The organism is Streptomyces sp. CB00455, assembly GCF_001905445.1.
Lineage (GTDB): Bacteria > Actinomycetota > Actinomycetes > Streptomycetales > Streptomycetaceae > Streptomyces.
In genome coordinates this window covers 1,470,854-1,493,963 of sequence record NZ_LIVQ01000001.1, presented here as the reverse complement: position 1 = coordinate 1,493,963, position 23,110 = coordinate 1,470,854, and the positions used below count along the sequence as shown (strand labels likewise).

The 23,110-nt window shown below is 74.0% G+C and carries 20 protein-coding genes and 1 pseudogene; 15 read left to right on the top strand and 6 right to left on the bottom strand.

Annotated elements, in window-relative coordinates:
• Nucleotides 1-78: 78 nt before the first annotated feature.
• The 4 genes from meaB to AMK16_RS06650 all read right to left on the bottom strand — a co-directional run bounded on the left by meaB (nucleotide 79) and on the right by AMK16_RS06650 (nucleotide 6,346).
• Nucleotides 79-1,062, bottom strand: a complete 984-nt coding sequence (gene meaB, locus AMK16_RS06665) for a methylmalonyl Co-A mutase-associated GTPase MeaB (RefSeq protein WP_073909675.1) — start codon at nucleotides 1,060-1,062, stop codon at nucleotides 79-81.
• Nucleotides 1,063-1,072: 10 nt separating this feature from the next.
• A complete protein-coding gene (scpA, locus tag AMK16_RS06660) occupies nucleotides 1,073-3,259 on the bottom strand; it encodes a methylmalonyl-CoA mutase (protein ID WP_073909673.1) in 2,187 nt (728 codons plus the stop codon).
• Nucleotides 3,256-5,121, bottom strand: a complete 1,866-nt coding sequence (locus AMK16_RS06655) for a methylmalonyl-CoA mutase family protein (protein ID WP_073909672.1) — start codon at nucleotides 5,119-5,121, stop codon at nucleotides 3,256-3,258. The genes scpA and AMK16_RS06655 overlap by 4 nt, the downstream gene beginning before the upstream one ends.
• Nucleotides 5,122-5,182: 61 nt before the next feature.
• Entirely contained in the window at nucleotides 5,183-6,346 is a 1,164-nt protein-coding gene (locus tag AMK16_RS06650) for an ROK family transcriptional regulator (protein WP_073909670.1), read from the bottom strand.
• Between the two features lie 1,054 nt (nucleotides 6,347-7,400).
• On the opposite strand from AMK16_RS06650, the gene AMK16_RS06640 reads away from it, so the two are divergent.
• The 9 genes and pseudogenes from AMK16_RS06640 to AMK16_RS37045 all read left to right on the top strand — a co-directional run bounded on the left by AMK16_RS06640 (nucleotide 7,401) and on the right by AMK16_RS37045 (nucleotide 15,766).
• A complete protein-coding gene (locus tag AMK16_RS06640) occupies nucleotides 7,401-8,408 on the top strand; it encodes a TauD/TfdA dioxygenase family protein (protein ID WP_073909669.1) in 1,008 nt (335 codons plus the stop codon).
• Nucleotides 8,409-8,497: 89 nt separating this feature from the next.
• A complete protein-coding gene (gene ssuE / locus AMK16_RS06635; RefSeq protein ID WP_073909667.1) occupies nucleotides 8,498-9,070 on the top strand; it encodes an NADPH-dependent FMN reductase in 573 nt (190 codons plus the stop codon).
• Between the two features lie 41 nt (nucleotides 9,071-9,111).
• Nucleotides 9,112-10,146 carry an ABC transporter substrate-binding protein gene (locus AMK16_RS06630; protein WP_073909665.1) on the top strand — a complete coding sequence of 345 codons (1,035 nt, stop codon included), beginning with the start codon at nucleotides 9,112-9,114 and terminating at the stop codon, nucleotides 10,144-10,146.
• 5 nt (nucleotides 10,147-10,151) lie between these two features.
• A complete protein-coding gene (locus AMK16_RS06625; RefSeq protein WP_073909664.1) occupies nucleotides 10,152-10,976 on the top strand; it encodes an ABC transporter ATP-binding protein in 825 nt (274 codons plus the stop codon).
• A gap of 320 nt (nucleotides 10,977-11,296) precedes the next feature.
• The gene (locus AMK16_RS06620) at nucleotides 11,297-12,103 is read left to right on the top strand and encodes an ABC transporter permease (RefSeq protein WP_073910686.1); all 807 of its coding nucleotides are present in this window, start codon (nucleotides 11,297-11,299) and stop codon (nucleotides 12,101-12,103) included.
• A gap of 331 nt (nucleotides 12,104-12,434) precedes the next feature.
• Entirely contained in the window at nucleotides 12,435-13,772 is a 1,338-nt protein-coding gene (locus tag AMK16_RS06615; RefSeq protein ID WP_073909662.1) for an LLM class flavin-dependent oxidoreductase, read from the top strand.
• Nucleotides 13,769-14,398: pseudogene (locus AMK16_RS37055) on the top strand (FAD-dependent oxidoreductase); the annotation flags it as partial. The gene AMK16_RS06615 and the pseudogene AMK16_RS37055, both read left to right, overlap by 4 nt.
• 415 nt (nucleotides 14,399-14,813) lie before the next feature.
• Nucleotides 14,814-15,416: an FAD-binding protein gene (locus AMK16_RS37050; protein WP_242438655.1), complete on the top strand. Its 603-nt coding sequence runs from the start codon at nucleotides 14,814-14,816 to the stop codon at nucleotides 15,414-15,416.
• The gene (locus AMK16_RS37045) at nucleotides 15,413-15,766 is read left to right on the top strand and encodes a 4Fe-4S dicluster domain-containing protein (protein ID WP_158071211.1); all 354 of its coding nucleotides are present in this window, start codon (nucleotides 15,413-15,415) and stop codon (nucleotides 15,764-15,766) included. The genes AMK16_RS37050 and AMK16_RS37045 overlap by 4 nt, the downstream gene beginning before the upstream one ends.
• 136 nt (nucleotides 15,767-15,902) lie before the next feature.
• Here AMK16_RS37045 and AMK16_RS06600 read toward each other — a convergent pair whose 3' ends face one another.
• Nucleotides 15,903-16,823, bottom strand: coding sequence for an NADP-dependent oxidoreductase (locus AMK16_RS06600; protein ID WP_073910683.1), 921 nt, complete (start codon nucleotides 16,821-16,823; stop codon nucleotides 15,903-15,905).
• A gap of 227 nt (nucleotides 16,824-17,050) precedes the next feature.
• Between AMK16_RS06600 and AMK16_RS06595 the strand changes: the two genes are divergently transcribed.
• From AMK16_RS06595 to AMK16_RS06580, 4 genes are all read left to right on the top strand, one after another.
• The gene (locus AMK16_RS06595; protein WP_073909659.1) at nucleotides 17,051-17,446 is read left to right on the top strand and encodes a cell division protein SepF; all 396 of its coding nucleotides are present in this window, start codon (nucleotides 17,051-17,053) and stop codon (nucleotides 17,444-17,446) included.
• 67 nt (nucleotides 17,447-17,513) lie between these two features.
• A complete protein-coding gene (locus AMK16_RS06590; RefSeq protein ID WP_242438613.1) occupies nucleotides 17,514-18,911 on the top strand; it encodes an ATP-binding protein in 1,398 nt (465 codons plus the stop codon).
• Nucleotides 18,908-19,309 (top strand): nucleotide pyrophosphohydrolase, encoded by a 402-nt coding sequence (locus AMK16_RS06585; RefSeq protein WP_079191347.1) that lies wholly within the window; start codon nucleotides 18,908-18,910, stop codon nucleotides 19,307-19,309. Before AMK16_RS06590 ends, AMK16_RS06585 begins: the two co-directional genes overlap by 4 nt.
• A 122-nt stretch (nucleotides 19,310-19,431) precedes the next feature.
• Entirely contained in the window at nucleotides 19,432-19,917 is a 486-nt protein-coding gene (locus tag AMK16_RS06580) for a DUF6099 family protein (RefSeq protein ID WP_073909657.1), read from the top strand.
• Nucleotides 19,918-20,519: 602 nt separating this feature from the next.
• Here AMK16_RS06580 and AMK16_RS36565 read toward each other — a convergent pair.
• The gene (locus tag AMK16_RS36565) at nucleotides 20,520-21,011 is read right to left on the bottom strand and encodes a hypothetical protein (protein WP_199885382.1); all 492 of its coding nucleotides are present in this window, start codon (nucleotides 21,009-21,011) and stop codon (nucleotides 20,520-20,522) included.
• A gap of 204 nt (nucleotides 21,012-21,215) precedes the next feature.
• Here AMK16_RS36565 and AMK16_RS06570 point away from each other — a divergent pair, with 204 nt between their 5' ends.
• Nucleotides 21,216-22,139 carry an LLM class F420-dependent oxidoreductase gene (locus AMK16_RS06570; protein ID WP_073909655.1) on the top strand — a complete coding sequence of 308 codons (924 nt, stop codon included), beginning with the start codon at nucleotides 21,216-21,218 and terminating at the stop codon, nucleotides 22,137-22,139.
• Nucleotides 22,140-22,155: 16 nt separating this feature from the next.
• Nucleotides 22,156-23,079: a homocysteine S-methyltransferase gene (mmuM, locus tag AMK16_RS06565; protein ID WP_073909653.1), complete on the top strand. Its 924-nt coding sequence runs from the start codon at nucleotides 22,156-22,158 to the stop codon at nucleotides 23,077-23,079.
• Nucleotides 23,080-23,110 lie beyond the last annotated feature (31 nt).

Here is a 23,110-nt window from a genome sequence, read left to right as displayed (position 1 = left end):
CTGGATGGGCGGCGGGGCTGGATCGTGCCCCGTGCCTGCGGTGTCGGCGGGGGTGGAGGGGGCCCAGTGGGGGTTGCTTCAGGGGGTCGTGAAGGCTGACAGGATTTGGTCTGCGGCCGCCGTGGCCGTGGTGGTGCCTGCGCGGACCGCCGTTTCGAGGGCCGGGGTCAGGGCGCGGACCGCGGGGCTGGCGCGGAGGCGTTCCAGGAGTTCGTCGCGGACCATCGACCACGTCCACTCCACCTGCTGGGCCGCCCGCTTCGCCGCCAGCCGGCCCCCCGCCTCCAGCAGGGCGCGGTGCTGTTCGAGGCGGTTCCAGACCTCCTCCAAGCCGGAGGATTCGCGTGCGCTGCACGTCAGGACGGGCGGGGTCCAGGCCGCGTCCGCCGGGTGCATCAGGCGTAGCGCGCCCGACAGTTCGCGGGCCGCGGCCTTCGCGTCCCGTTCGTGCGGGCCGTCCGCCTTGTTCACCGCCAGGACGTCGGCCAGCTCCAGGACGCCCTTCTTGATGCCCTGGAGCTGATCGCCCGTCCGGGCCAGCGAGAGCAGGAGGAAGGAGTCGACCATCCCGGCGACCGTCGTTTCCGACTGGCCCACACCGACCGTTTCGACGAGGACCACGTCGTAGCCCGCCGCCTCCATCACGATCATCGACTCCCGGGTGGCCTTCGCGACGCCGCCCAGCGTCCCCGCCGAGGGCGAGGGCCGCACGAACGCCGCGGGGTCCACGGCGAGGCGCTCCATCCGCGTCTTGTCGCCGAGGATGGAGCCGCCCGTGCGCTTCGACGACGGGTCGACGGCGAGGACCGCGACCCTGTGGCCCAGCCCCGTCAGCATCGTGCCGAACGCGTCGATGAAGGTGGACTTGCCCACCCCCGGCACCCCGCTGATGCCGATCCGGCGCGCCTTTCCCGCATGCGGGAGGAGCTCCGTCAACAACGCCTGCGCAAGGGCCCGGTGAGCGGGCAGGGTGGACTCGACGAGCGTGATCGCGCGCGCGATGTGCGCGCGCTTCCCGTCGAGCACCCCCTTCGCGTAGACCTCGATGTCGATCTTCGGCACCGGCAGCCGCCTACAGCTCGTGGCCCAGGTCCGCGGCCAGCCGCGTCACCAGGTCGTGGGCGGCGTCCGGGATGACCGTGCCGGGCGGGAACACCGCCGTCGCACCCATCTCCAGGAGCGTGGGGACGTCCGCGGGCGGGATGACCCCGCCCACCACGATCATGATGTCCTCACGGCCCTCCTCCGCCAGCTGCTCGCGCAGCGCCGGTACGAGGGTCAGGTGGCCTGCCGCCAGCGACGAGACGCCCACCACGTGGACGTCCGCCTCGACGGCCTGACGGGCCACCTCCGCCGGGGTCTGGAACAGCGGGCCGACGTCCACGTCGAAGCCCAGGTCGGCGAAGGCGGTCGCGATCACCTTCTGGCCGCGGTCGTGCCCGTCCTGGCCCATCTTGGCGACCAGGATGCGCGGACGGCGGCCTTCCGCTTCCTCGAACCGGTCGACCAGGGCGCGGGTGCGCTCCACGGACGGGGACTCGCCTGCTTCGGTGCGGTACACACCCGAGATCGTACGGATCTGGCTCGCGTGCCGGCCGTAGACCTTCTCCAGCGCGTCCGAGATCTCGCCCACGGTGGCCTTGGCGCGCGCCGCGTCCACCGCCAGGGCCAGCAGGTTGCCGTCCCCGCGGTCCGCCGCGTTCGTCAGCGCCCGCAGCGTGTCCTGGGTGACCGCCTCGTCGCGCTCCTCCCGCAGCCGCCGCAGCTTGGCGATCTGCTGGGAGCGCACCGAGGAGTTGTCGACCTTCAGCACGTCGATCTGCTCGTCCGTGGCCACGCGGTACTTGTTGACGCCGATCACGGGCTGCCGGCCCGAGTCGATCCGCGCCTGCGTACGGGCCGCGGCCTCCTCCACGCGCAGCTTGGGGATGCCCGCGTCGATGGCCTGGGCCATGCCGCCGGCCGCCTCGACCTCCTCGATGTGCTGCCAGGCCCGCCGCGCCAGGTCGTAGGTCAGTTTCTCCACGTACGCACTGCCGCCCCACGGGTCGATCGACCGGCAGGTCCCCGACTCCTGCTGGAGCAGCAGCTGCGTGTTGCGGGCGATGCGCGCCGAGAAGTCCGTCGGCAGGGCGAGCGCCTCGTCGAGGGCGTTGGTGTGCAGTGACTGGGTGTGGCCCTGGGTCGCCGCCATCGCCTCGATGCAGGTGCGCGTCACGTTGTTGAAGACGTCCTGAGCGGTCAGGGACCAGCCGGAAGTCTGCGAATGGGTGCGCAGCGAAAGCGACTTGGCGTTCTGCGGGTCGAACTGCCTGACCAGGCGCGCCCACAGCAGACGGGCCGCGCGCAGCTTCGCGACCTCCATGAAGAAGTTCATGCCGATCGCCCAGAAGAACGACAGGCGCGGCGCGAACGCGTCCACGTTCAGCCCGACGGCCTGCCCGGCGCGCAGGTACTCCACGCCGTCGGCGAGGGTGTAGGCCAGCTCCAGGTCCGCCGTCGCACCGGCCTCCTGGATGTGGTAGCCGGAGATGGAGATCGAGTTGTACCGCGGCATCTTCTGCGAGGTGAAGGAGAAGATGTCCGAGATGATCCGCATCGAAGGCTTCGGCGGATAGATGTAGGTGTTGCGGACCATGAACTCCTTGAGGATGTCGTTCTGGATGGTCCCGGCCAGCTGCTCGGGGGAGACGCCCTGCTCCTCCGCCGCCACGATGTACAAGGCGAGGACGGGCAGCACCGCCCCGTTCATCGTCATCGACACCGACATCTTGTCGAGCGGGATCCCGTCGAACAGCTGCCGCATGTCGTAGATCGAGTCGATCGCCACGCCCGCCATGCCGACGTCGCCGGTCACGCGCGGGTGGTCGCTGTCGTAGCCGCGGTGCGTCGGCAGGTCGAAGGCCACCGACAGGCCCTTCTGGCCGGAGGCCAGGTTGCGCCGGTAGAAGGCGTTCGACTCCTCGGCCGTGGAGAAGCCGGCGTACTGCCGGATCGTCCAGGGCTGGTTGACGTACATCGTCGGATACGGGCCGCGCAGGTACGGAGCCACGCCCGGGTAGGTGTGGAGGAAGTCCAGGCCCTCCACGTCGCGGCCCGTGTACAGCGGCTTGACTGCGATGCCCTCCGGCGTCTCCCACAGCAGATCGGCGGCCGCGGTGCCGGTGGACTCCTTCACCGAGGCGCGCCACTGGTCCTCGGACACCCCGGCGGAGGCGGTGGGGCCGAGCTCCAGCTCGGAGAAATCGGGGATGCTCATGACGGCACTCCCATCCGGTCGAGTACGGAGGACAGTACGGCGACGGCGTCGCAGCCGGCGAAGACGTACTCGTCCACGGAAGCCCCGGCGGTACCCGGCTTGCCGGCGAGGAACACGGTCGTGGCGCCCGCCTCGCGCAGCGCCGCGGCCACCGCTTCGGCCTGCTCCGCGTACAGCGCGTCGCTGGAGCACAGCACGGCCATGCCGTCGGCGCCGCTCGCGGCGTACGCCTGCGCGGCCGTCGCCGGGTCGACCGACACCGGGTCGTGCACCGGTGTGATGCCGCCCGCCTGGAAGAGGTTCGAGGCGAAGGTGGCCCGCGCGGTGTGCGCGGCGGCCGGGCCCAGGGCCGCGAGGAAGATCCTCGGGCGGGCGCCGGTCGCCTCCAGGTGCGCGTCGCTGCGGGCGCGCAGCGCCTCGTACGCCTCGTCGCGCCGGACGCGGGGCAGCCCGCCGGTGGGCGCCGGCGGTGCGCTCTCGCGTACGACCGGCTTCTCCGACAGCAGCGGGAACTCGCTGACCCCCGTGATCGGCTCGCGCCGCGTGGCCAGCTTCTTCGAGCGGGCGGCCCAGGTGGCGGCCAGCCGCTCGGCGACGAAGCCGGAGCGCAGGGCGGCGGCCTGGCCGCCGGCCCTCTCCACGGTCCGGAAGAACTCCCAGGCGGCGTGGGCCAGTTCGTCGGTGAGCCGCTCGACGTAGTACGAACCGCCGGCCGGGTCGATGACCCGGGCCAGGTGTGACTCCTCCAGCAGGACGGTGGAGGTGTTGCGGGCGATGCGGCGCGCGAAGGCGTCCGGCAGGCCCAGCTCGTGGTCGAAGGGGAGCACGGTGACCGCGTCCGCCCCGCCCACGCCCGCGGCCATGCAGGCCACGGTGGTGCGCAGCATGTTCACCCAGGGGTCGCGCCGGGTCATCATCACCGGCGAGGTCACGGCGTGCTGGAGCTGGGCGCCCGCCTCCGGGGCCCGCGAGGCTTCGGCGACGCGGGCCCACAGGCGGCGCGCGGCGCGCAGCTTGGCGATGGTGAGGAACTGGTCGGCGGTGGCGGCGTAGCGGAACTCCAGCTGCCCGAGGGCGGCTTCGGTGCTCAGCCCGGCCCCCGTCAGGGCCCGCAGGTAGGCCACGCCGGTGGCCAGGGACAGGCCCAGCTCCTCGGCGGCGCTGCCGCCGGCCTCGTGGTAGGGCAAGGCGTCCACGGTCAGGGCGCGGACGCCGGGGTACTCCCCGGCGGCCCGGCGGGCCAGGGATACGGCGGCGGCCTGGTCCAGGGCTTCGCCCGTCCGGGCCTCGTGGCCCAGCGGGTCGGCGCCGAGCGCAGCCCGCACGTCCCCGGGGGAGACGCCGCGCTGCGCGTACAGGTCCAGCAGGGCGCGCGCGGCGCCCTCGTATGCGGCGCCGGCGTCCAGGGAGACGGGAGCGAGGTCCAGGTAGACCCCGTCGAGCGCCCGGGGGAGGGCGTCGAGCGGGATGCCGGCGGGGCCCACGGTCAGCCAGAGGGAGGTGACCCCGTTCTCCAGATCGGCGAGGGCGGCCTCGTTCACGCGGGCCGGATCGGTCCCGGCGAGGCGCTGGCGCACGTCCCAGCCGTTCGCGGTGGTGCCCTGCGGCCTGCCGCCCCGTACGAAGGGGGCGAAGCCGGGGAAACCGGTGTCGGGAGCCGTCCCGTCGGGCGGCGCGGTGTACAGCGGGCGGGTGGTGAGCCCGTCCTCGAGTGGGGTGGACAACGCGTCTTCAGCGGCCTCGCCGGAGGCTTCCTTGCCCGACTTGCGCAGTACGCCCTCTACAAGGCGCTGCCACTGCTCATGCGTCGCGTCAGGGAACTCGGCGGCCAGGGAGAGCCCGTCGTCAGGCAGGACCGTCATGGCTCGAATGTAGGGGAGGGCGCTCAGGTGGCACCATACCGACGGGTGTGATCTCGCACTCTCACGCGATGCCGAAGGGGTCCCGGAACACCCGGCTGAGCAGCACCGTTGCCGCCGCCTCCGGGAGCACGGCCGGCCCGGCGTGCGGGCCGACGATCCGGCCGGGGTCGTCGCAGACGTGCGAGAACGCCGCCGCGGCGCCGCGGATCTCCTCCAGGTATCCCTCGTGCAGCACGCTCGCCAGCTCGGTGACGACCATGACCGCGGGATTGAAGACATCCAACAGAAGCGCCGCCGCACGGCCCACGGCGCGGGCGCGCTCGCGCAGCAGCCGGTCGGCGCGCGGATCGCCGGTGGCGGCCGCGTCCACCAGCAGGTTGACGGACGGGTCCGGGACGATGCCCCGGCGCACCGCCTCCGCGCCGAGCGCGGCATCGGAGGCCGTGGCCTGGAGGCAGCCGGTACGGCCGCACGGGCAGGGCGTCGGCGACCGGGGCACCGGCAGGTGGGCGACGTCGCCCGCGGCCGAGCCGGGGCCCTGGTGCACGGTCCCCTCGATGCCGAAGGCGGCGTCGACGACGTTGCCGATGAACAGGTGCACCAGGCTTCGGCGGGCCTCCGGCCTGCCGAAGAGGATCTCGGCCCGCGCGACGGCGCGGGCGTGGTTGTCGACGCGTACGGGCAGGCCGAGGGCGGTGGCGAGTTCGGCGCCGAGCGGCTTGCGCTGCCAGCGGAGCGCGGGGTGGCGCACGACGGTTCCCGTGTCGGGGTCGACCCAGCCGCCGAGGGCGGCGCCGACCCCGAGGACCGGGCGACCGGTGTCGAACGCGGCCAGGAAACGGCCGAGTTCGGCGGTGATCTCGGCGGAGAGGCCGGCGGGGGGCCGGCCCTGGTGCGGGAAGGACCGCCGGGCGAGGATGCGGCCCCGCAGATCGACGAGGCTGAAGGTCGAGGCGGGCACGCCGATGTGCAGGCCGGCGGCGACCGGGCCGCCGACGGGCCCGGTGTGCAGGTCCAGCGGGATCCGCGGCCGGCCCACCCCGTCGGCGGGGCCGGGCAGTTCGCGCAGCAGGCCGGAGCGGAGCAGGCCGGTGGTCTGCCGGGACACGGCGGCGGGGCTCAGGCCGCAGAGCCGGGCGATCGCGCTGCGCGCGACGGGACCGTGCTCCAGCACCGTCCGCAGCACGGTGGCGGCATTGGCGGCGGCCCGGCTGTCACCGGCCATGCGTGTCACGGGGGCTCCTCGGGGGGTGAAAGGTGTCCCCCGATCATGCCGGGTCCCCTGCGGGGGGCTCGGCGGGGTGGGGCCTGGGGCTGGGGCTCGGCGGGGTGGGGCCTTGGGCTGGCGGGTCGTGCCGGGTGCGGGCGGGTTCCGGCGGGTTTCCTCGCGGGGGCTTCGCGGATCGGGGGCTGGGGCGGGGCCCTTGGGGGCTGGCGGGGTCGGGGACGGGCTCGGCTGTGCCGACGCGCCGTGCCGGCGGCTAGGCGGGGTAGGGCCGGGCGTGGCCGGGGCGGGCCGTGCGGGGGCGGCCTTGGCTGCGGTGGCTGTCGGCCCGGGCCGTGGTCGTGGTGAGGACGGGTTCAGCTGCGGGGTGTGCCGCGCGGGCGGCTTGGCAGGGCGCGGCCGGGCGTGGCTGCGGCGTGTGCCGTGCGGGGGCCCGGCGGGGGCGGCCTTGGCTGCGGTAGCTGTCGGCCCGGCGGGGACCGATTTGCCTGGCGGCCGCGTTTCCGCCGCGCCGGAGCGTGGGGTGCCGGGGCCCGTCGCCGTTTGCGCGAGGGGAGGGGGTGCGCGTAGGGGGCGTGGCGGTCGCGTTGCGGGGGCGTGAAATCCGGCCACGGTTTCCGGCCGCCCCGGCCGGGCTTCCGCCGGGGCGGGAACCGGCCGCCACCTGCAGCTTTCGTGATCCGGACGGTTCGCGGCACTGCTCACCCGGCCCGTGCCGGCGGGGGTTGACCGGCGCCGGGAGCGCTGACAGGCTCCGAGCCATGTCCGCGAACGCACTCCTCGCCCCGCGGCTCCACACCACCGGCCCGTGTACCGCGCCGGCCGGGTGTCCGGGCCGCTGTCCGGCCCCGCGCCGAGCCTGAGCGCCGGCTGCTCCACGGCGCCGCCGGCCTTCCGGCCCCGCCGTCCCGCGGCCCGCCCGCTCTGAACGCGCCCTCCGCGACATCACCTCCGGCCGCTCGTGCACCCGTACGCCCTCCGTGCCGCGCCCACCCGTACCGCCATTTCTTCCGCTGCGGAAATAAATACCCGCGGCCTCGATCAGGGAGCCCTCATGGCCACCGCCACCCACCCCGAGACCACCACCGAAACCGTCACCACCACCGCCACCGCCGTCACCGCCGTCACCGTCCACAAGATCGGCGGCCGCATCGGCGCCGAGATCGGCGGCGTACGCCTCGGCGGGGACCTGTCCGCCGACGCCGTCGCGGAGATCCGGGCCGCGCTGCTCGCCCACAAGGTCGTCTTCTTCCGCGGTCAGGACCACCTCGACGAGGCCGGGCACGAGGCTTTCGCCCAGCTGCTCGGCGCCCCCGTCGCCCACCCCACCGTGCCCTCCGCGGACGGCCGCTACGCCCTCGGCATCGACTCCCACCACGGAGCCCGCGCCAACCAGTGGCACACGGACGTCACCTTCGTCCCCGCCTACCCCGCCTTCTCCATCCTCCGCGCGGTGACCGTCCCCCCGTACGGCGGCAACACCCTGTGGGCCAACACCGCCACCGCCTACGGCAACCTCCCCGCTCCGCTCCGCGCCCTCGCCGACAGCCTGCGCGCCGTCCACTCCAACGAGTACGACTACGCCGCCCTGCGGCCCGACGCCCTGCCCGAGGCCCTCGCCCAGTACCGCGAGGTCTTCACCTCCACCACCTTCCTCACCGAGCACCCGGTGGTCCGCGTCCACCCCGAGACCGGTGAACGCACCCTGCTGCTCGGCAACTTCGTCCAGCGCATCAGCGGTCTCACCGGCCGGGACTCCCGCGTGCTGCAGGACCTCTTCCAGTCCCACATCGAGAGCCCCGAGAACACCGTCCGCTGGCAGTGGCAGTCCGGTGACGTCGCGATCTGGGACAACCGCGCCACCCAGCACTACGGCGTCGACGACTCCGACGACCACGAGCGCACCCTGCGCCGCGTCACCGTCGACGGCGACGTCCCGGTCGGCCCCGACGGTGAGCCGTCGCGCCTGATCAGCCCGGAGGCCGTCCCGGACCCCGCCTTCGGCATCGCCTCCGGCGCCTCCACTGCCGGCACCGCCTCCACCGCCTCCGGCACCGCCTGAACGACCGCGCCTGAACGACCGCGCCTGAACGACTGCGCCTGACGACTGCGCCCGACCTCCAGCTCCCGTACGACACCCAAGGAGCCCCCGTGCCCCAACTGCTCGCCATCACCGGCAGCCCCTCCGTCCACTCCCGCACCGCGGTCGTGGCCGACCACGTGCTGCGCCGCCTCTCCCACAGCGGCTTCGACACCGCCCACCTCGCCGTCCGCGACCTGCCCGCGGCCGACCTGCTCTCCGCCCGGCGCGGCGAACCGGAGATCCGCCGGGCGCTGGAGGCCGTCGCCGCAGCCGACGGCGTCGTCATCGCGACACCGGTCTACAAGGCCTCGTACACCGGCCTGCTCAAAGCCTTCCTCGACCTGCTCCCGCAGGACGGCCTCGTCGGCAAGACGGTGCTGCCCCTGGTCACCGGCGGCAGCCTGGCCCACGTCCTGACCATCGACTACGCGCTGCGCCCGGTGCTCTCCGCCCTCGGCGCCCGGCACGTCACCGCCGGCCGGTTCGTCCTGGACTCCTCCGTCGAGCGCGGCGCCGGCCCCGACCGCCTGCGTCCCGAGACGGAACTGGACCTCTTCCAGGCCGTCGACGAGTTCGCCGGAGCACTTCTGCGCACCGCGGACAGCCCCGCGAACCCCATCGCGCTCACCGCCACCCCGTAGCGACCGACCCACCCCGCACCCCGCACCGACAAGGACCCGCCATGCCCGCAGCCTTCACCTCGACCTCCACCTCCCGGCGCCAGTTCCTGACCCTGCTCGGCATCTCGGCGGCCGCGGTGAGCTGCGGCACGGCCACCGCCGGCGGTTCCGGCTCCGGCGCCCAGATCAAGACCCTGAAGTACCAGGGCGCGGTCGGGGCGGTCACCATCCCCGAACTCGCCCTTGACCTCGGCTATTTCGAGGACGTCACGCTCGAATGGGTCGGCAACACCATCAGCGGCCCGCAGGACATCCAGTCCGCCGCCACCGGCCAGACCCACTTCGGCAGCGCCTTCAACGGGGCGGTCATCAAGCTCGCCGCCGGCAACGCCCCGATCAAGGCCGTCATCTCCTCCTACGGCTCCGACCAGTACTCCTACGGCGCCTACTTCGTCCTGGAGGACAGCCCGATCCGCTCCGCCCGGGACCTGATCGGCAAGAAGGTCGGCATGAACACCCTGGGCGCCCACTACCAGGCCCTGCTCGACCTCTACCTGAGCCGCAACGGCCTGTCCAAGGCGGACGCGGGCAAGGTCGAGGCGCTGGTCGTGCCGCCCGTCAACACCGAACAGGCCCTGCGGGCCAAGCAGATAGAGGTCGGCGTGCTGAGCGGGATCCTGCGCGACAAGGCCCTGGCGAACGGCGGCATCCGCCCGCTGTTCACCGACGTCGACCTGCTCGGTCCGTTCAGCGCCGGCAGCTACATCATGACCGAGCGGTTCATCAAGCAGAACCCGGACACGGTCAGGACCTTCGTGACGGGCGTGGCCAAGGCCATCGAGTGGGCCCGGACCACGCCGCGCGAGGAGGCCGTCGCCCGCATGACGGAGATCGTCAAGAAGCGCGGGCGCAACGAGGACGCCGCCGCGCTCCAGTACTGGCGCTCCTACGGGATCGCGGAGACGGGCGGCCGGATACCCGACTCGTCCTTCCAGCTCTGGATCGACTGGCTCGGCGAGCGCGGCGAGATCAAGGCGGGGCGGTTCAAGCCGGCCGACCTCTACACCAACGAGTTCAACGGATACGGGAAGGGCTGACCGGCATGGCGAAGATCGTGTTCGAGGCGGTGACCAAGACCTTCCGGACGAAGCACAAGGGCCGGGGCACGCAGGAGTTCACCGCGCTCGACGGCATCGACCTGGAGATCGGGGCGGGGGAGTTCGTGGTGGTCGTCGGCCCCAGCGGCTGCGGCAAGTCCACGCTCCTGGACCTGCTCGGCGGGCTCTCCAGGCCCACGTCCGGACGGATCCTGCTCGACGGCGAGCCCGTCACCAGCCCGGGCCTGGACCGGGGCATCGTCTTCCAGCAGTACGCGCTGCTGCCATGGCGCACCGCGCTCGGGAACGTCGAGTTCGGGCTGGAGGCGACGGGGGTGCCCAGACGCCAACGGGCCACGCGGGCGCGGGAGTTCCTGGAGCTCGTCGGCCTGACCGGCTTCGAGGACCGGCACCCGCACGAACTGTCCGGCGGGATGCGCCAGCGCGTCGCCATCGCCCGCTCGCTGGCGTACGACCCCGATGTGCTGCTGATGGACGAGCCGTTCGCGGCGCTCGACGCGCAGACCCGCGAGTCCCTCCAGGACGAGCTGCGCGGCATCTGGCAGCGCACCGGCAAGACCGTCGTCTTCATCACGCACGGCATCGAGGAGGCCGTCTACCTCGGGCAGAAGGTGGCCGTCATGACCTCCCGCCCCGGGCGCGTCAAGGAGGTCGTCCCCGTCACCTTCGGGGACCGCGGCGCCGGCCTCCAGGGCGAGGAGCTGCGCTCCAGCCCGGAATTCGCCCGCTACCGCCACGAGATCTGGACCCTGCTCCACGACGAGGTGGCCCGCGCCCAGCAACTGGAGAAGGAGGAGGCCACCGTATGACCACGAACAGCACACCCCTCGCCGTCGCCGTCGCCGCGAACGCCCTGGTCGCACCGAAGGAGGAGGTACGCGGCTCCGGGCGCGGGGCCGTCGCCCCGGTGCGGGAGCCCGCGGCCGCTCCGGGGGCGGACCCGGCCGTGGCCGGCGGCGCCACCCCGGCGTCCTCGGACGGGACGGGAGCCACGGGGGCCCGGGCCGGAGCCGGAGCCGGGGCCCGATCCGAGGCGGCCGAGGCGGCCGCCGCGACGGACGCGGCCGCCGCGACGGACGCGACCGCCGCGGCCGACGCGGCCGTGGTGCCTTCCGGTGCCGGCGGGACCGTGCGTCCGGCCGCGCACCCGGGCCGGCGGCGGCCCGCGAGGGCACTGGCGCGTTGGCTGCGCTCTGCCGCCCTGCGGTCCGCGGCCGTCCTGGCCCTGCTCGTCGTGTGGGAGACGGCGCCCCGGCTGGGCCTGGTCGACTCCACCTTCCTGCCGCCGGTCAGCGAGGTCGGCGTCGCCTGGTGGGACCTGCTGGGCAACGGCCAGCTCGGCACCCACACCTGGGCCAGCCTCGTCCGCTCCTTCGGCGGCTTCGGGATCGCCGTCGTGGTCGCTGTTCCGCTCGGCCTCCTCATCGGCTGGTACCGGCCGGTCGCGGTGTTGCTCGGGCCGCTGCTTGAGGTGTTCCGCAACACGGCGGCGCTCGCCCTGCTGCCGGTGTTCGTGCTGCTGCTCGGCATCGGGGAGACTTCGAAGGTCTCGATCGTGGTCTACGCCTGCGTGTGGCCGATCCTGCTGAACACCATCAGTGCGGTCGGGAACGCCGATCCCACCCTGATCAGGCTGGCCCGCTCGATGGACCTGTCCACACCGAGGCTGTTCCAGAAGGTGATCCTCCCGGCCTCGGTGCCGGCGATCTTCACCGGCATCCGCCTCGCGGGGGCCGTCTCCATCCTCGTCCTCGTGGCCGCCGAGATGATCGGCGCGAAGGCGGGCCTCGGCTATCTGATCAACGCCTCGCAGTTCAACTTCGCGATCCCGCAGATGTACGCGGGCATCGTCACCATCTCGGCCATCGGGGTGGCCTTCAACCAGCTGCTCGTCACGATCGAACGCCGCCTCAGCGTCTGGCGCGTCCCCACCTGACGCCTCCGGCGAGGTCGGCAGTCCCCCGGAGCCCGACGGGCCCCGGGCCCCGATCCCGGGCCCACGGCCCCGACCCCATGCCGTGTCGGCCCTCTGCCCGCACCTGGACCCGCCCCGGTCCCGGGCCCCGATTTCGGCCCCACAGCCCGGCCCCACAGCCCGGGCCCACAGCCCCGACCCCTGCCGCGTCGTCCCTCGGCCCGCACCTGGACCCGGCCCGGTCCCGGGCTCGATCCCCAGTCCGGTCCCGGTCCCGTGCCCGTCCCCGACATGGCGTGACCCATCTCCCACGAAGCGCCCCGCTCCGTATCCGGACACAAGGAACACAGACATGACCGCACCCCGGACCCTCCACCTCAACGCCTTCCTCATGAACGCCGGGCACCACGACGCCGCCTGGCGGCACCCGGACAGCAGTCCCGAACGCGTCACCGACCTGCGGTACTTCCAGGAACTGGCCCGTACCGCCGAGCGCGGGCGGCTCGACTCGATCTTCTTCGCCGACGGCCTCGCCCTCTGGGGGAAGGCCCGCTACAACGCCCTCGGCGGTTTCGAGCCGCTCACCCTCCTCTCCGCCATCGCCGCCGTCACCGAGCACATCGGCCTCATCGCCACCGTCTCCACCACCTTCAACGAGCCCTTCCACACCGCCCGCAAGTTCGCCTCCCTGGACCACATCAGCGGCGGCCGGGCCGGCTGGAACATCGTCACCTCCGGCACCGTCGACGAGGCCCGCAACTTCAACCGGGACGAGCACCTGGAGCACGGCCTGCGCTACGACCGGGCCCGCGAGTTCCTCGACGTCGCCACCAAGCTCTGGGACAGCTGGGAGGACGACGCGATCGTCCTCGACAAGGAGCGCGGCATCTACGCCGACACCGACAAGCTCCACCCCGCCGCCCACCGCGGCGAGTACTTCGGCGTCGCCGGCCCGCTCAACGTGCCCCGCTCACCCCAGGGCCACCCGCTCCTGGTGCAGGCCGGCTCCTCCGAGGACGGCAAGGAGTTCGCCGCCCAGTACGCCGAGGCCGTCTTCACCGCCCAGCAGACCCTGGCCGACGGCCAGGCCTTCTACAAGGACCTCAAGTCCCGCCTGGGCACCTACGGCCGCGCCGAGGACGACCTGCTCGTGCTGCCCGGCATCGCCCCCGTCATCGGCTCCACCGAAGCCGAGGCCAAGGCGCTGGAACAGCAGCTCACCGACCTCCAGGTGCCGGAATACGGCCTCGCCCAGCTCTCCGGGATGCTCGGCACCGACCTGACCGGCCTCCCGCTGGACGGTCCGCTGCCCGACCTGCCGCAGGAACACGACATCAACGGCAACAAGAGCCGCTTCACCCTCGTCGCCGACCTCGCCCGCCGCGACGGCCTCACCCTGCGCCAGCTGATCGCCCGTCTCGGAGCCGGCCGAGGCCACCGCGTCGTCGCCGGCACCCCCGAGCAGATCGCCGACCAGCTGGAGGAGTGGTTCACCCGGGGCGCCGCCGACGGCTTCAACATCATGGCGCCGGTCCTGCCCACCGGACTGACCGCCTTCGTCGACCACGTCGTGCCGATCCTCCAGCGCCGCGGACTCTTCCGCACGGAGTACACCGGCCGCACCCTCCGGGAGAACTACGGCCTGCCCCGGCCGGCCAACCGCTACGCCGGCGCCGGGGACAGCGCGTGAGCGGCCACCTCGCCGGCCACCGCGCCGGCCACCGCGCCGATCACCGCGCCGATCACCTCGCCGACGTCCTCGTCGTCGGGGGCGGACCGGCGGCCACCTGGGCCGCGCTGAAGGCCGCCGAGGCCGGGGCCCGGGTCGTCCTCGCCGACAAGGGCTACTGCGGTACGAGCGGCGCCACGGCCGCCGGCGGCACCGGCGTCTGGTACGTGCCGCCCGAACCCGCCGCCCGCGAGGCCGCCATGGCGAGCCGCGAGGGCCTCGGCGGCTACCTGGCCGACCGCCGCTGGATGGCACGCGTCCTCGACGAGACGTACGAGCGGATGGACGAGCTGGCCACACAGGGCCGCTACCCCTTCCCCACCGGACCCGACGGCCGGCAGGTGCGCGGCGGCCTGCAAGGCCCGGAGTACATGCGGCGGATGCGCATCCGCATCCGCCGGGCCGGGGTCCGCGTCCTCGACCACAGCCCGGTCACCGAGCTGCTCACCGACGCGGACGGCGCCGTCGCCGGGGCAGCCGGCTACCGCCGCCAGGCCCGCGAGCCCTACCGGGTCCGGGCCGGGGCCGTGGTGCTGGCCACCGGAGGCTGCGCCTTCCTCAGCGGGGCGCTCGGCACCAACACCAACACCGGCGACGGCGCCCTCTTCGCAGCCGAGGCCGGGGCGGACCTGTCGGGCATGGAATTCTCCAACGCCTACGGGATCGCCCCCGAGGGCACTTCCGTCACCAAGACCGCCTTCTACTCCTTCGCCACCTTCTACGGGGAGGACGGCGAGGTCCTCGAGGGGGCGGCCAGCCAGGGCGGCCGCTCGGTGATCGCCCGCGAACTGCTCACCGGCGCCCGGGTGTACGCACGTCTGGACCGCGCCGACGAGCAGGCCCGGGCCGCGATGCGCCTGGCGCAGCCCAACTTCTTCCTGACCTTCGACCGCTTCGGCATCGACCCCTTCACCGACCGGTTTCTCCGTCACCCTGCTGGCCGAGGGCACGGTCCGCGGGACCGGAGGCATCCGGATCACGGGCGACGACTGCGCCACCAAGGTGCCCGGTCTGTACGCCGCCGGGGACGCGTCCACCCGCGAGGAGATCTGCGGGGGCTTCACCGGAGGCGGCAGCCACAACGCCGCGTGGGCGATCTCCTCGGGCAGCTGGGCGGGCCGGGGCGCGGCCCTGCACGCACTCGCGCCGGGCTCCGGCCGGACCCGGCACCGGGCCCTCACCCCGACCGGCGGCGCCGGGCTGCGGCCCACCGGTGCCGCCGGCGGGTCCGGCGGCCACCGGGAGGCGGTGGCGCTCGTACAATCGCAGGTCCTTCCGTACGACAAGAACTACCTGCGGCGCGGAGAAGTGCTCGACGAGGCCCTGCACGTCCTGGACTCCGCCTGGGCCGAACTGCGCGGTTCCCTGTACGGGGAGGGCGCCGATCTGGTGCGGAGCCGGCAGGCCGCGGCGATGACGGCGCACGCGCGGTGGATGTACGCGGCCGCGCTGGCCCGGCCGGAGTCCCGGGGAATGGCCAGGCGCCTGGACCACCCGGAGCAGGACCCGGCCCTGCACCACCGGATCACGGTGGGCGGCCTGGACCGGGTGTGGACCGTTCCCGGCAGGCCGTCGGGGCCGGCCCCGACGGAGGTGGCGGCGTGATCGAACTGGTGTCGGCGGATCGGTGCATCGCCTGCGACAAGTGCGTCGAGGTGTGCCCGACGGACGTGTTCGAGCGGGGACCCGGGGGGATCCCGCTGCTGGTCCGGCAGGAAGACTGCCAGACCTGTTTCCTGTGCGAGGCCAACTGCCCGGCGGACGCGCTGTTCGTGTCCCCGCTGACCCGCCCGCTGCCCGAGGACCCGGCCGTGCGGGACGAGGCCGGGCTGGTGGGGCGCGGCCTGCTCGGCAGCTACCGGCGCGAGATCGGCTGGGGGGAGGGGCGGACGCCCGGCGCGCTGCGAGCGGTCGGGCCGTCACTGGCCCCCGCGGGGCCGCCGATCACCTCGTGAGGCCGCGGGGGCGCCGCCGGGGCCGGGTGCTCGGGCGGCGCCCCCCCGAGCCCGGTGCTCCGGCGGCACCTTCGTACGGGCTCGGGCAGCGCCCCCCGAGCCCGGTGCCCCGGCGGCACTTCCGTACGCGGTGAACTCAGACCGTCAGGACGATCTTGCCTCGGGTACGGCCCGAGGCGCTCAGCTCCCACGCCTTGGCCGCGTCCCGCAGCGGCAGCGCGTGCTCGACGTTGACCGTGAGCCTGCCCGTGTCGGCCAGCTCCGTCAGAAAGGCCAGGTCGGCACTGTCGGGGCGGACCCACAGCTGGTGCGCGCCCTTGGCCGCGGCCTCGTAGTCGGCGATGGAGACCACGCGGTCGCGCTGCCTGACGAGCGACTGGAGGATCTCGACGACGCCGTCGCCGTGGAAGTCGAGGGCCGCGTCGACGCCTTCGGGTGCCAGCTCGCGGATGCGCTCGGCCATCCCCTCCCCGTACAGGACCGGTTCGGCGCCGAGCGAGCGCAGGTAGTCGTGGTTGTGGGCGCCGGCCGTGCCGATGACCCGCAGGCCGAGCGCGACCGCGATCTGCACGCCGAAGGAGCCGGTGCCGCCGGCCGCGGAGTGGATGACGACGCTCTCCCCGGACCGCAGGCCGACGCGGGTGAGCGACTGGTAGGCGGTCAGGCCGGCCAGCGGGATCCCGGCGGCCTGCTCGAAGGTCAGCTCGCGGGGCTTGCGGGCGAGGGTGCGGACGGGGGCGCTGACCAGTTCGGCGTACGTGCCGAGCTCGACCCACTCCTTGCGGACGTAGCCGTACACCTCGTCGCCGACGGCGTGGTCGAAGGTGTCGGGCCCGACCGCCTCGACGACGCCGGCGACGTCCCAGCCGGGTATGACCGGGTAGCGGACTTCGAGGATCGGATCGAGGTATCCGGCGGCCAGTTTCCAGTCGACCGGATTGACGCCGGCGGCCTTGACGCGGACGAGCACCTCGCCGGGCCCGACCTTGGGCTCCGGCACCTCAACGAGGCTGAGATCGGGGACAGTTCCGTAAGTGCTGTAGGTGATGGCCTTCATGATGGGCGCCAACCGAACCCGGCGCGCCCCTATTCCCCGCTCCCTATTCCCGCTCCCCGTTCCCCGTTCCCCGCCAGGGTCACGTGGCCGGGATGGCCGGCGAGGTGAGCGGCCTGCCCTGGAGGTGACGCGGGCGCGCACCGTCTGTCCGTGTCGTTGTTGGGCTGAACGGGTGAAACGCGAGAGGATGGGCGGATGCACATGAAGCGCACGGCCGGAGTGGCCCGGTGAGCAGGTACGACGTCACCGACGAACAGTGGGAGGGGCTCGCGCAGGTCGTCCCGCTGCGCAGTCGCAACGAATGGCCCTCCCGGGTGGACCACCGCACGATCCCCACGGCGCCCGAGGCGTCGGCGGCGGAGCAGCGGCGCTTCGTGGTGCTCCGGGTCCAGATCTTCGCCGACGCACGGGAGGTGGCGGAGTACCTGATCGCGCAGATCCCGGTGTTGCTCGACCTCACCGGGGCGGACAGCGAAGTGGCCAAACGCATCCTGGACTTCAGCAGTGGCGTGGTCTTCGGGCTCGGCAGCGGGATGCACAGGGTCGACCGCAACGTCTTCCTGCTGGCACCCGTCGGGACCGAGGTCGAGGGGATCGCTGCCGTGGCCGTCCCCCGATCGTAGGAAGGTCGCGGCGGCGGAACGGTTCGCCGGGCTTCCAGGGGGTCAGGCGGCCCGTACCGTCCGGCGCATGGAAGCCACCCGCACCCGCACGGACGCCAGCCGCACCCGCCTTGACGCGCCCCGCACCCGCCCGGACGCCCCCGTGACCGCCGGCGCCGCCGGCGTCACCCTGGACGGGGGTGGGGACGGGGACGGGGGCGGGGACGGGGACGGGGACGGGCCTGCTCCCGCGCCCGCCGCAGCCGTCGCACCCGCCCTGCCCGCCGCAGCCGTCGCACCCGCCCTGCCCGCCGCAGCCGTCGCACCCGCCCTGCCCGTCGTGCCCGCTCAGGCCGGCCGTGTCGAGCCGCGACCCGTGGTGACCGGCTTACGGCTCTCCGCCTTCGGGTCGCACCGGGCGACGACCTTCCCCCTCGGGCCCGTCACCCTCTTCGCCGGACCCAGCGGCAGCGGCAAGTCCCAGGCCCTGGCGGCCTACGAAGCACTCGCCGCGCTGGGCTCCGGAGCCACCCTGGAAGAGGTCTTCGCCGATCCGGCCGCCCGCGTCCCGGACCAGGCCGTGCCCGACGCCGAGCGGCGGCGCGGATTCCGCATCGGCTGCACGGTCGACGGCCCCGCCGGTCCGGTCCGGCTGGACCTCGCCGTCCAGGCCGAGCCCACGCTGCGCATCGTCGGCGAACGGCTCTCGCAGGACGGGCAGGTCCTGCTCACCACCGCCCTGCGCGATCCGGGCCGCCCCTCCGTGCAGGCCGCCTGGCTGACCGGCGGCGCCGTCGGCGTCACGCGGGCCCCGCTCCCCGACGACCGGCTCGGCACGGCCCTGCTGCCGCTGCGGGTGGCCGGCGCCACCGCAGGGCAGCGACGGGTCCTGGCCGCCGCCGAGCAGGTCGTGGTGGCCCTGCGCTCGGTGTTCCCCTGCGACCCGCGGTCCGAGCGGATGCGCGCCCCCGTGCCGCCGGGGGAGGGCAGGCTGCTCGGTGACTGCGCCAACCTGGCCGACGTGCTGCGCCGGACGCGCCACGAGTGCGGCACCCGGCACGCGCTGCTGGCCGGGGCGGCCCGCACCGGTTGCGCGGGCCCCGTCGCAGGGCTGGACGTACGGGCTCCCGTGGGCGGCCCCGTCACCGGAGTGCTGGAGCGGGGGCCCGGTCGGCGCCCGACCGAGCTGGCCCGGCTCGGCGCCGGTGAACTGCGCTTCCTCGCATTGGCGCTGGTACTGCTCACGGGACCGGGCGTCCTCGCCATGGACCCCGCCGGCGAGCTGCTCGCCGCGCGCCAGGCCCTGACGGTGCTGGCCGACGGCTTCGACCGCGGGCTGGACCGGCGCCAGATCGAAGAACTGCTGCGCCTGGCGCTGCTGTCCTGCGGGCGCGGCCACGTCCGGCTGGTCGCGGCCGTGGGGGAGGAGACCGGGGCCGCCGCCCGCCGCCTCCCCGGTGTCACGGTGGTAGACCTGACCCCATGAACGAGACGGACGAGACCCCCGCGCCGGACGGCCGTGAGCAGGGCTCCGGTGAACGGCTGGAGAGGCTGCAGCGCAGGTTGGCCGACTTCGCGGCGGCGCGCGGCTGGGAGCCGTACCACACGCCCAAGAACCTGGCTGTCGCGCTGAGCGTGGAGGCGGCCGAACTGGTCGAGATCTTCCAGTGGCTGACCCCGGAGCAGTCGGCGAAGGTCATGGAGAAGCCGGACACCGCGCACCGGGTGGCGGATGAGGTGGCCGATGTGCTCGCGTATCTGCTGCAGTTCTGTGAGGTTCTGGGGGTTGATGTGCTGGATGCGCTCGCCGCGAAGATCGAGAGGAACGAACTCCGCTTCCCGGTGGCGGGTGCCGAGACGCCACATCGTCACTCTTCGGAGTGATGGACTCGTCCACAATCACGATTGTGTCCACATTTTCCGAATACCCCTGGCTTTAGTGGGCGGTTGCCCTCACGCTGGGTAGTGGAGAGTAGACGGAATGTCGTGCGGACGGGGGACGGCATATGGATGCGGTACGGCTCATCGCGGTCGGCCGGCACGCGCTGGCGCAGAGCGGGGCTGAGTGGGACATCGTGGGCGAGGCCTGGCAGGCCCAGGCGCTCGCGCAGGGCGTGGGAAGCTACCTGGCGGTCACCGGACCGCCCGAAATGAGAGCGGAGGCACGGGGGCTGGGCGAAGCGGGAGGCAGAGGCTGCGGGGTGCTCGACCGGGCGGCCCTGCGCGGAGAGGGCAGCGCGCCCGACCGTCCGCCGCGGGCGGCCCAGTTGACGGCGGTCTCCGATGTCAGGCAGGCGCTGCTCGGGCTCCAGGCGCTCCTGGGTGAAGTGGGCATAGCCCTGGTCGGGGTGGCCTGCGGGACGGATGAGGAGACGTTGTACTGGCAGTGCATCGAGTCGATAGACGCGGCTGATGAGACGAGCGACCGGGTCCGGGCGATCCTGCGCCGCATGACGGTCCGCGAGCGAGGATCCGCCTCGGGCGTCGCCTGAGCCGCCACCGCGTGCGCGCCGAGGGGCCGCCCCGGGTCTCGCTTGGTCCGGCCCCGCGTTCACACGCGGGGCGCGCGCAGGGGCCGTGCCCGGCCCGGCGTCGGGTGCACGCGTCGGGGTCGCTTCGGGGTGTCGCCCGGGGGTCTTGCCCGGGCCGGCGTCGGGCTCGTGTGCGCGAGTTGCCTGCTGGCGTCGCGCGGGCCCGGGGCTCGCCCGTGGATGTCGTCCGAGCAGGCGTCGGGTGCACGCGTGGGGGCGCCTCGGGGTGTCGCCCGTGGGTGGCCGGGGCGTTGCGTGGTGCGGCACCAGCTCCCGCGCCCGGGTCGCTTCGCAATCTTGCCTGGGCCGGCATCGCGGCGCGTCCGGGGGGTTTGCGCGGTCCGGCGGGTGCATGCTCGGGGCCCCTCGGGGTGGTGACCAGGTCGGCAGGTCGGCATCGCGTGCGCCCGGAGGTCGCCTGAAGCGCATCGCCCGGGTCGGCGTCGCGTTCACGCGTGGGGGCGCCGCGGGGGTGTGGCCCGGGCGGCGTTCGGGGCCCCGTGTCCGGGCTCGTGCGGATCCGGGGTCCAGGCGCCCTGCCCGGGGCGCTTGGCGCGCCGGGATCAGAACGGGCGGTGGGCCGGCCGTTCGGTTTCCGGCGGGCGGATGCCCGTCGGCGACGACGGCCCGTAGTCGGCGGCGCCGGGCGGGACGGGCGTGCGGTCCAAGGAGGTCTGGAGGTGGGGGTCGAGCTGCGACAGATCGGCGTTCAGGGCCGCCATCAGCTCCTCCATCTGCTGGAGCAGGCCCTTCGGCGCGCCGCCCTGGGCTGCGTTGGCCGGATCGGGCCCCCGGGGGGCGTCTCCGTGCCCGGCTTCCCCGGCCTGCCCGGCTTCCGCGACCTGTCCGGCTTTCGCGGCCTGCCTGGCCTGCCCGCCTTCCCCGGCCTGCCTGACCTGTCCGGCCCCTGGGGCCTGTCCGGCCCCTGGGGCCTGTCCGGCCGGTCCGGCCCCGCCAGCCGGTCCGGCTCCTCCGGCCCTTCCGGCCTGCCCGGCCTCGGCCCCTCCGGCCCCAGCGTTCTGGGGGCCGGTCTCCGGCGTGGGCTCGTGGGACATGGCGGCCTCCTCGGCCCGGGCCCTTCCAAGGACCGGAAGGGGGCGGTGGACGCATCAGCTGGGGGCCGCCGGTGCGCGGGCCGGGCGGTCCGGCTCCGTCCGGGCCAACGATCACCTGCCGGGCCGGTCACCGGCGGGGCCCGGGGCTGCCCGTACGGCGCACCGGGATTCACCCTGCCGGGGAGGGCGGGGCAGGATGGGGACATGGATCTCCGCGTTTTCACCGAGCCCCAGCAGGGCGCGAGCTACGACACCCTCCTGGCCGTCGCCAAGGCCACCGAGGACCTGGGCTTCGATGCGTTCTTCCGCTCCGACCACTACCTGAAGATGGGTTCGGCCGACGGCCTGCCCGGACCCACCGACGCGTGGATCACCCTCGCGGGCCTGGCTCGCGAGACCAGCAGGATCCGGCTGGGCACCCTGATGACGGCCGGGACCTTCCGGCTGCCCGGTGTGCTCGCCATCCAGGTGGCCCAGGTCGACCAGATGTCCGGCGGCCGCGTCGAACTGGGCCTGGGCGCAGGCTGGTTCGAGGAGGAGCACAAGGCCTACGGCATCCCCTTCCCGGCGGACCGCATGGCCCGTCTGGAAGAGCAGCTGGCCGTGGTCACCGGGCTGTGGGCCACCGAGGTCGGCGCCACCTTCGACCACCGGGGCACCCACTACCAGCTGGAGGACTCCCCGGCGCTGCCCAAGCCCGCCCAGGCCAAGGTCCCCGTCCTCATCGGCGGCCACGGCGCGCGCCGCACCCCGCGGCTCGCCGCACGCTACGCGGACGAGTTCAACATGCCGTTCGCCTCCGTCACCGACACTCAGAAGCAGTTCGCGCGGGTCCGGGAGGCCGCCGTCGAGGCAGGACGCACGGCGGACGACCTCGTCTACTCCAACGCCCTCGTGGTCTGCGTCGGCAAGGATGACGCCGAGGTCGCCCGCCGGGCCGCCGCCATCGGCCGGGAAATGGAGGAGCTCAAGGCCAACGGCCTCGCCGGCACCCCCGACGAGGTCGTGGAGAAGATCGGGACCTACGCCGCCATCGGTTCCTCCCGGATCTACCTCCAGCTGCTCGACCTCGACGACCTGGACCACCTGGAGCTGATCTCCGCCCGGGTGCTCTCCCAGCTCGGCTGAGGCGGGAGGAGAAACGATGCCGCGCGCATCCGGCCCACTCGCCGGGGCCCTGGCCCGCAGGGCCGTGCTCCTGGACGGCGGGCTGAGCAACCAGCTCGCCGCCCAGGGCTGCGACCTGTCCGGCGGCCTCTGGACGGGCCGGGTGCTCGCCGAGCGGCCCGCCCAGGTGGAGGCCGCCCACACGGCCTACGCACGGGCCGGCGCGGAGGTGCTGACCACGGCCGGCTACCAGCTCGGCCACCGGACGCTCGCCGCCCACGGCTACGACCGCGCCGCCGCCGACGCCCTGCTGCGCAGCAGCGTGTCCCTCGCGGCCCGCGCGGCCGAGGCCGCCGACCACGAGGTGTGGGTGGCCGCCTCCGTGGGCCCGTACGGCGCGGTGCTGGCGGACGGCTCCGAGTACCGCGGCCGGTACGGCCTGAGCGTGCGCGCGCTCGCGGACTTCCACCGGCCCCGCATCGAGGCGCTGCTCGCCGCGGGCCCCGACGTCCTCGCGCTGGAGACCGTCCCCGACCCGGACGAAGCCGAAGCCCTGCTCACCGTCCTCGCCGAGACGGGCGCCCCGGCCTGGCTCTCCTACACCGTCGCCGACGGCCGCACCCGCTCCGGCGCCCCGCTCGCCGAAGCCTTCGCCCTCGCGGCGGCGGCCCCGCAGGTCATCGCGGTCGGTGTCAACTGCTGCGATCCGGCCGAGGTGTTGCCCGCCCTCGAAAGCGCGGCAGCCGTCACCGGCAAACCCCTCCTGGCCTACCCCAACGACGGATCCGTCTGGGACGCGCCCGCCTCCACCTGGCACCCCCCGCCCGCCCCCGTCCCCTGGCCCACCGGCGCCTGGCTGCGCGCCGGCGCCCGCCTCGTCGGAGGCTGTTGCCGCATCGGCCCCACCCGGATCGCCGCCCTTGCCGCCGAACTGCCCCAGGCTCCGGCCGCCGGAAAATAGGGGGCAGGGCAGGGAGGTGACCGGCAACAAT

Bases quoted from the DNA above. Each gene is read 5' to 3' on its own strand.
- scpA (WP_073909673.1), bottom strand. From the start codon at position 3,259: ATGAGCATCCCCGATTTCTCCGAGCTGGAGCTCGGCCCCACCGCCTCC.
- AMK16_RS06655 (WP_073909672.1), bottom strand. From the start codon at position 5,121: ATGACGGTCCTGCCTGACGACGGGCTCTCCCTGGCCGCCGAGTTCCCT.
- AMK16_RS06650 (WP_073909670.1), bottom strand. From the start codon at position 6,346: ATGGCCGGTGACAGCCGGGCCGCCGCCAATGCCGCCACCGTGCTGCGG.
- AMK16_RS06640 (WP_073909669.1), top strand. From the start codon at position 7,401: ATGGCCACCGCCACCCACCCCGAGACCACCACCGAAACCGTCACCACC.
- AMK16_RS06630 (WP_073909665.1), top strand. From the start codon at position 9,112: ATGCCCGCAGCCTTCACCTCGACCTCCACCTCCCGGCGCCAGTTCCTG.
- AMK16_RS06625 (WP_073909664.1), top strand. From the start codon at position 10,152: ATGGCGAAGATCGTGTTCGAGGCGGTGACCAAGACCTTCCGGACGAAG.
- AMK16_RS06615 (WP_073909662.1), top strand. From the start codon at position 12,435: ATGACCGCACCCCGGACCCTCCACCTCAACGCCTTCCTCATGAACGCC.
- AMK16_RS06600 (WP_073910683.1), bottom strand. From the start codon at position 16,823: ATGAAGGCCATCACCTACAGCACTTACGGAACTGTCCCCGATCTCAGC.
- AMK16_RS06590 (WP_242438613.1), top strand. From the start codon at position 17,514: ATGGAAGCCACCCGCACCCGCACGGACGCCAGCCGCACCCGCCTTGAC.
- AMK16_RS06585 (WP_079191347.1), top strand. From the start codon at position 18,908: ATGAACGAGACGGACGAGACCCCCGCGCCGGACGGCCGTGAGCAGGGC.
- AMK16_RS06580 (WP_073909657.1), top strand. From the start codon at position 19,432: ATGGATGCGGTACGGCTCATCGCGGTCGGCCGGCACGCGCTGGCGCAG.
- AMK16_RS36565 (WP_199885382.1), bottom strand. From the start codon at position 21,011: ATGTCCCACGAGCCCACGCCGGAGACCGGCCCCCAGAACGCTGGGGCC.
- AMK16_RS06570 (WP_073909655.1), top strand. From the start codon at position 21,216: ATGGATCTCCGCGTTTTCACCGAGCCCCAGCAGGGCGCGAGCTACGAC.
- mmuM (WP_073909653.1), top strand. From the start codon at position 22,156: ATGCCGCGCGCATCCGGCCCACTCGCCGGGGCCCTGGCCCGCAGGGCC.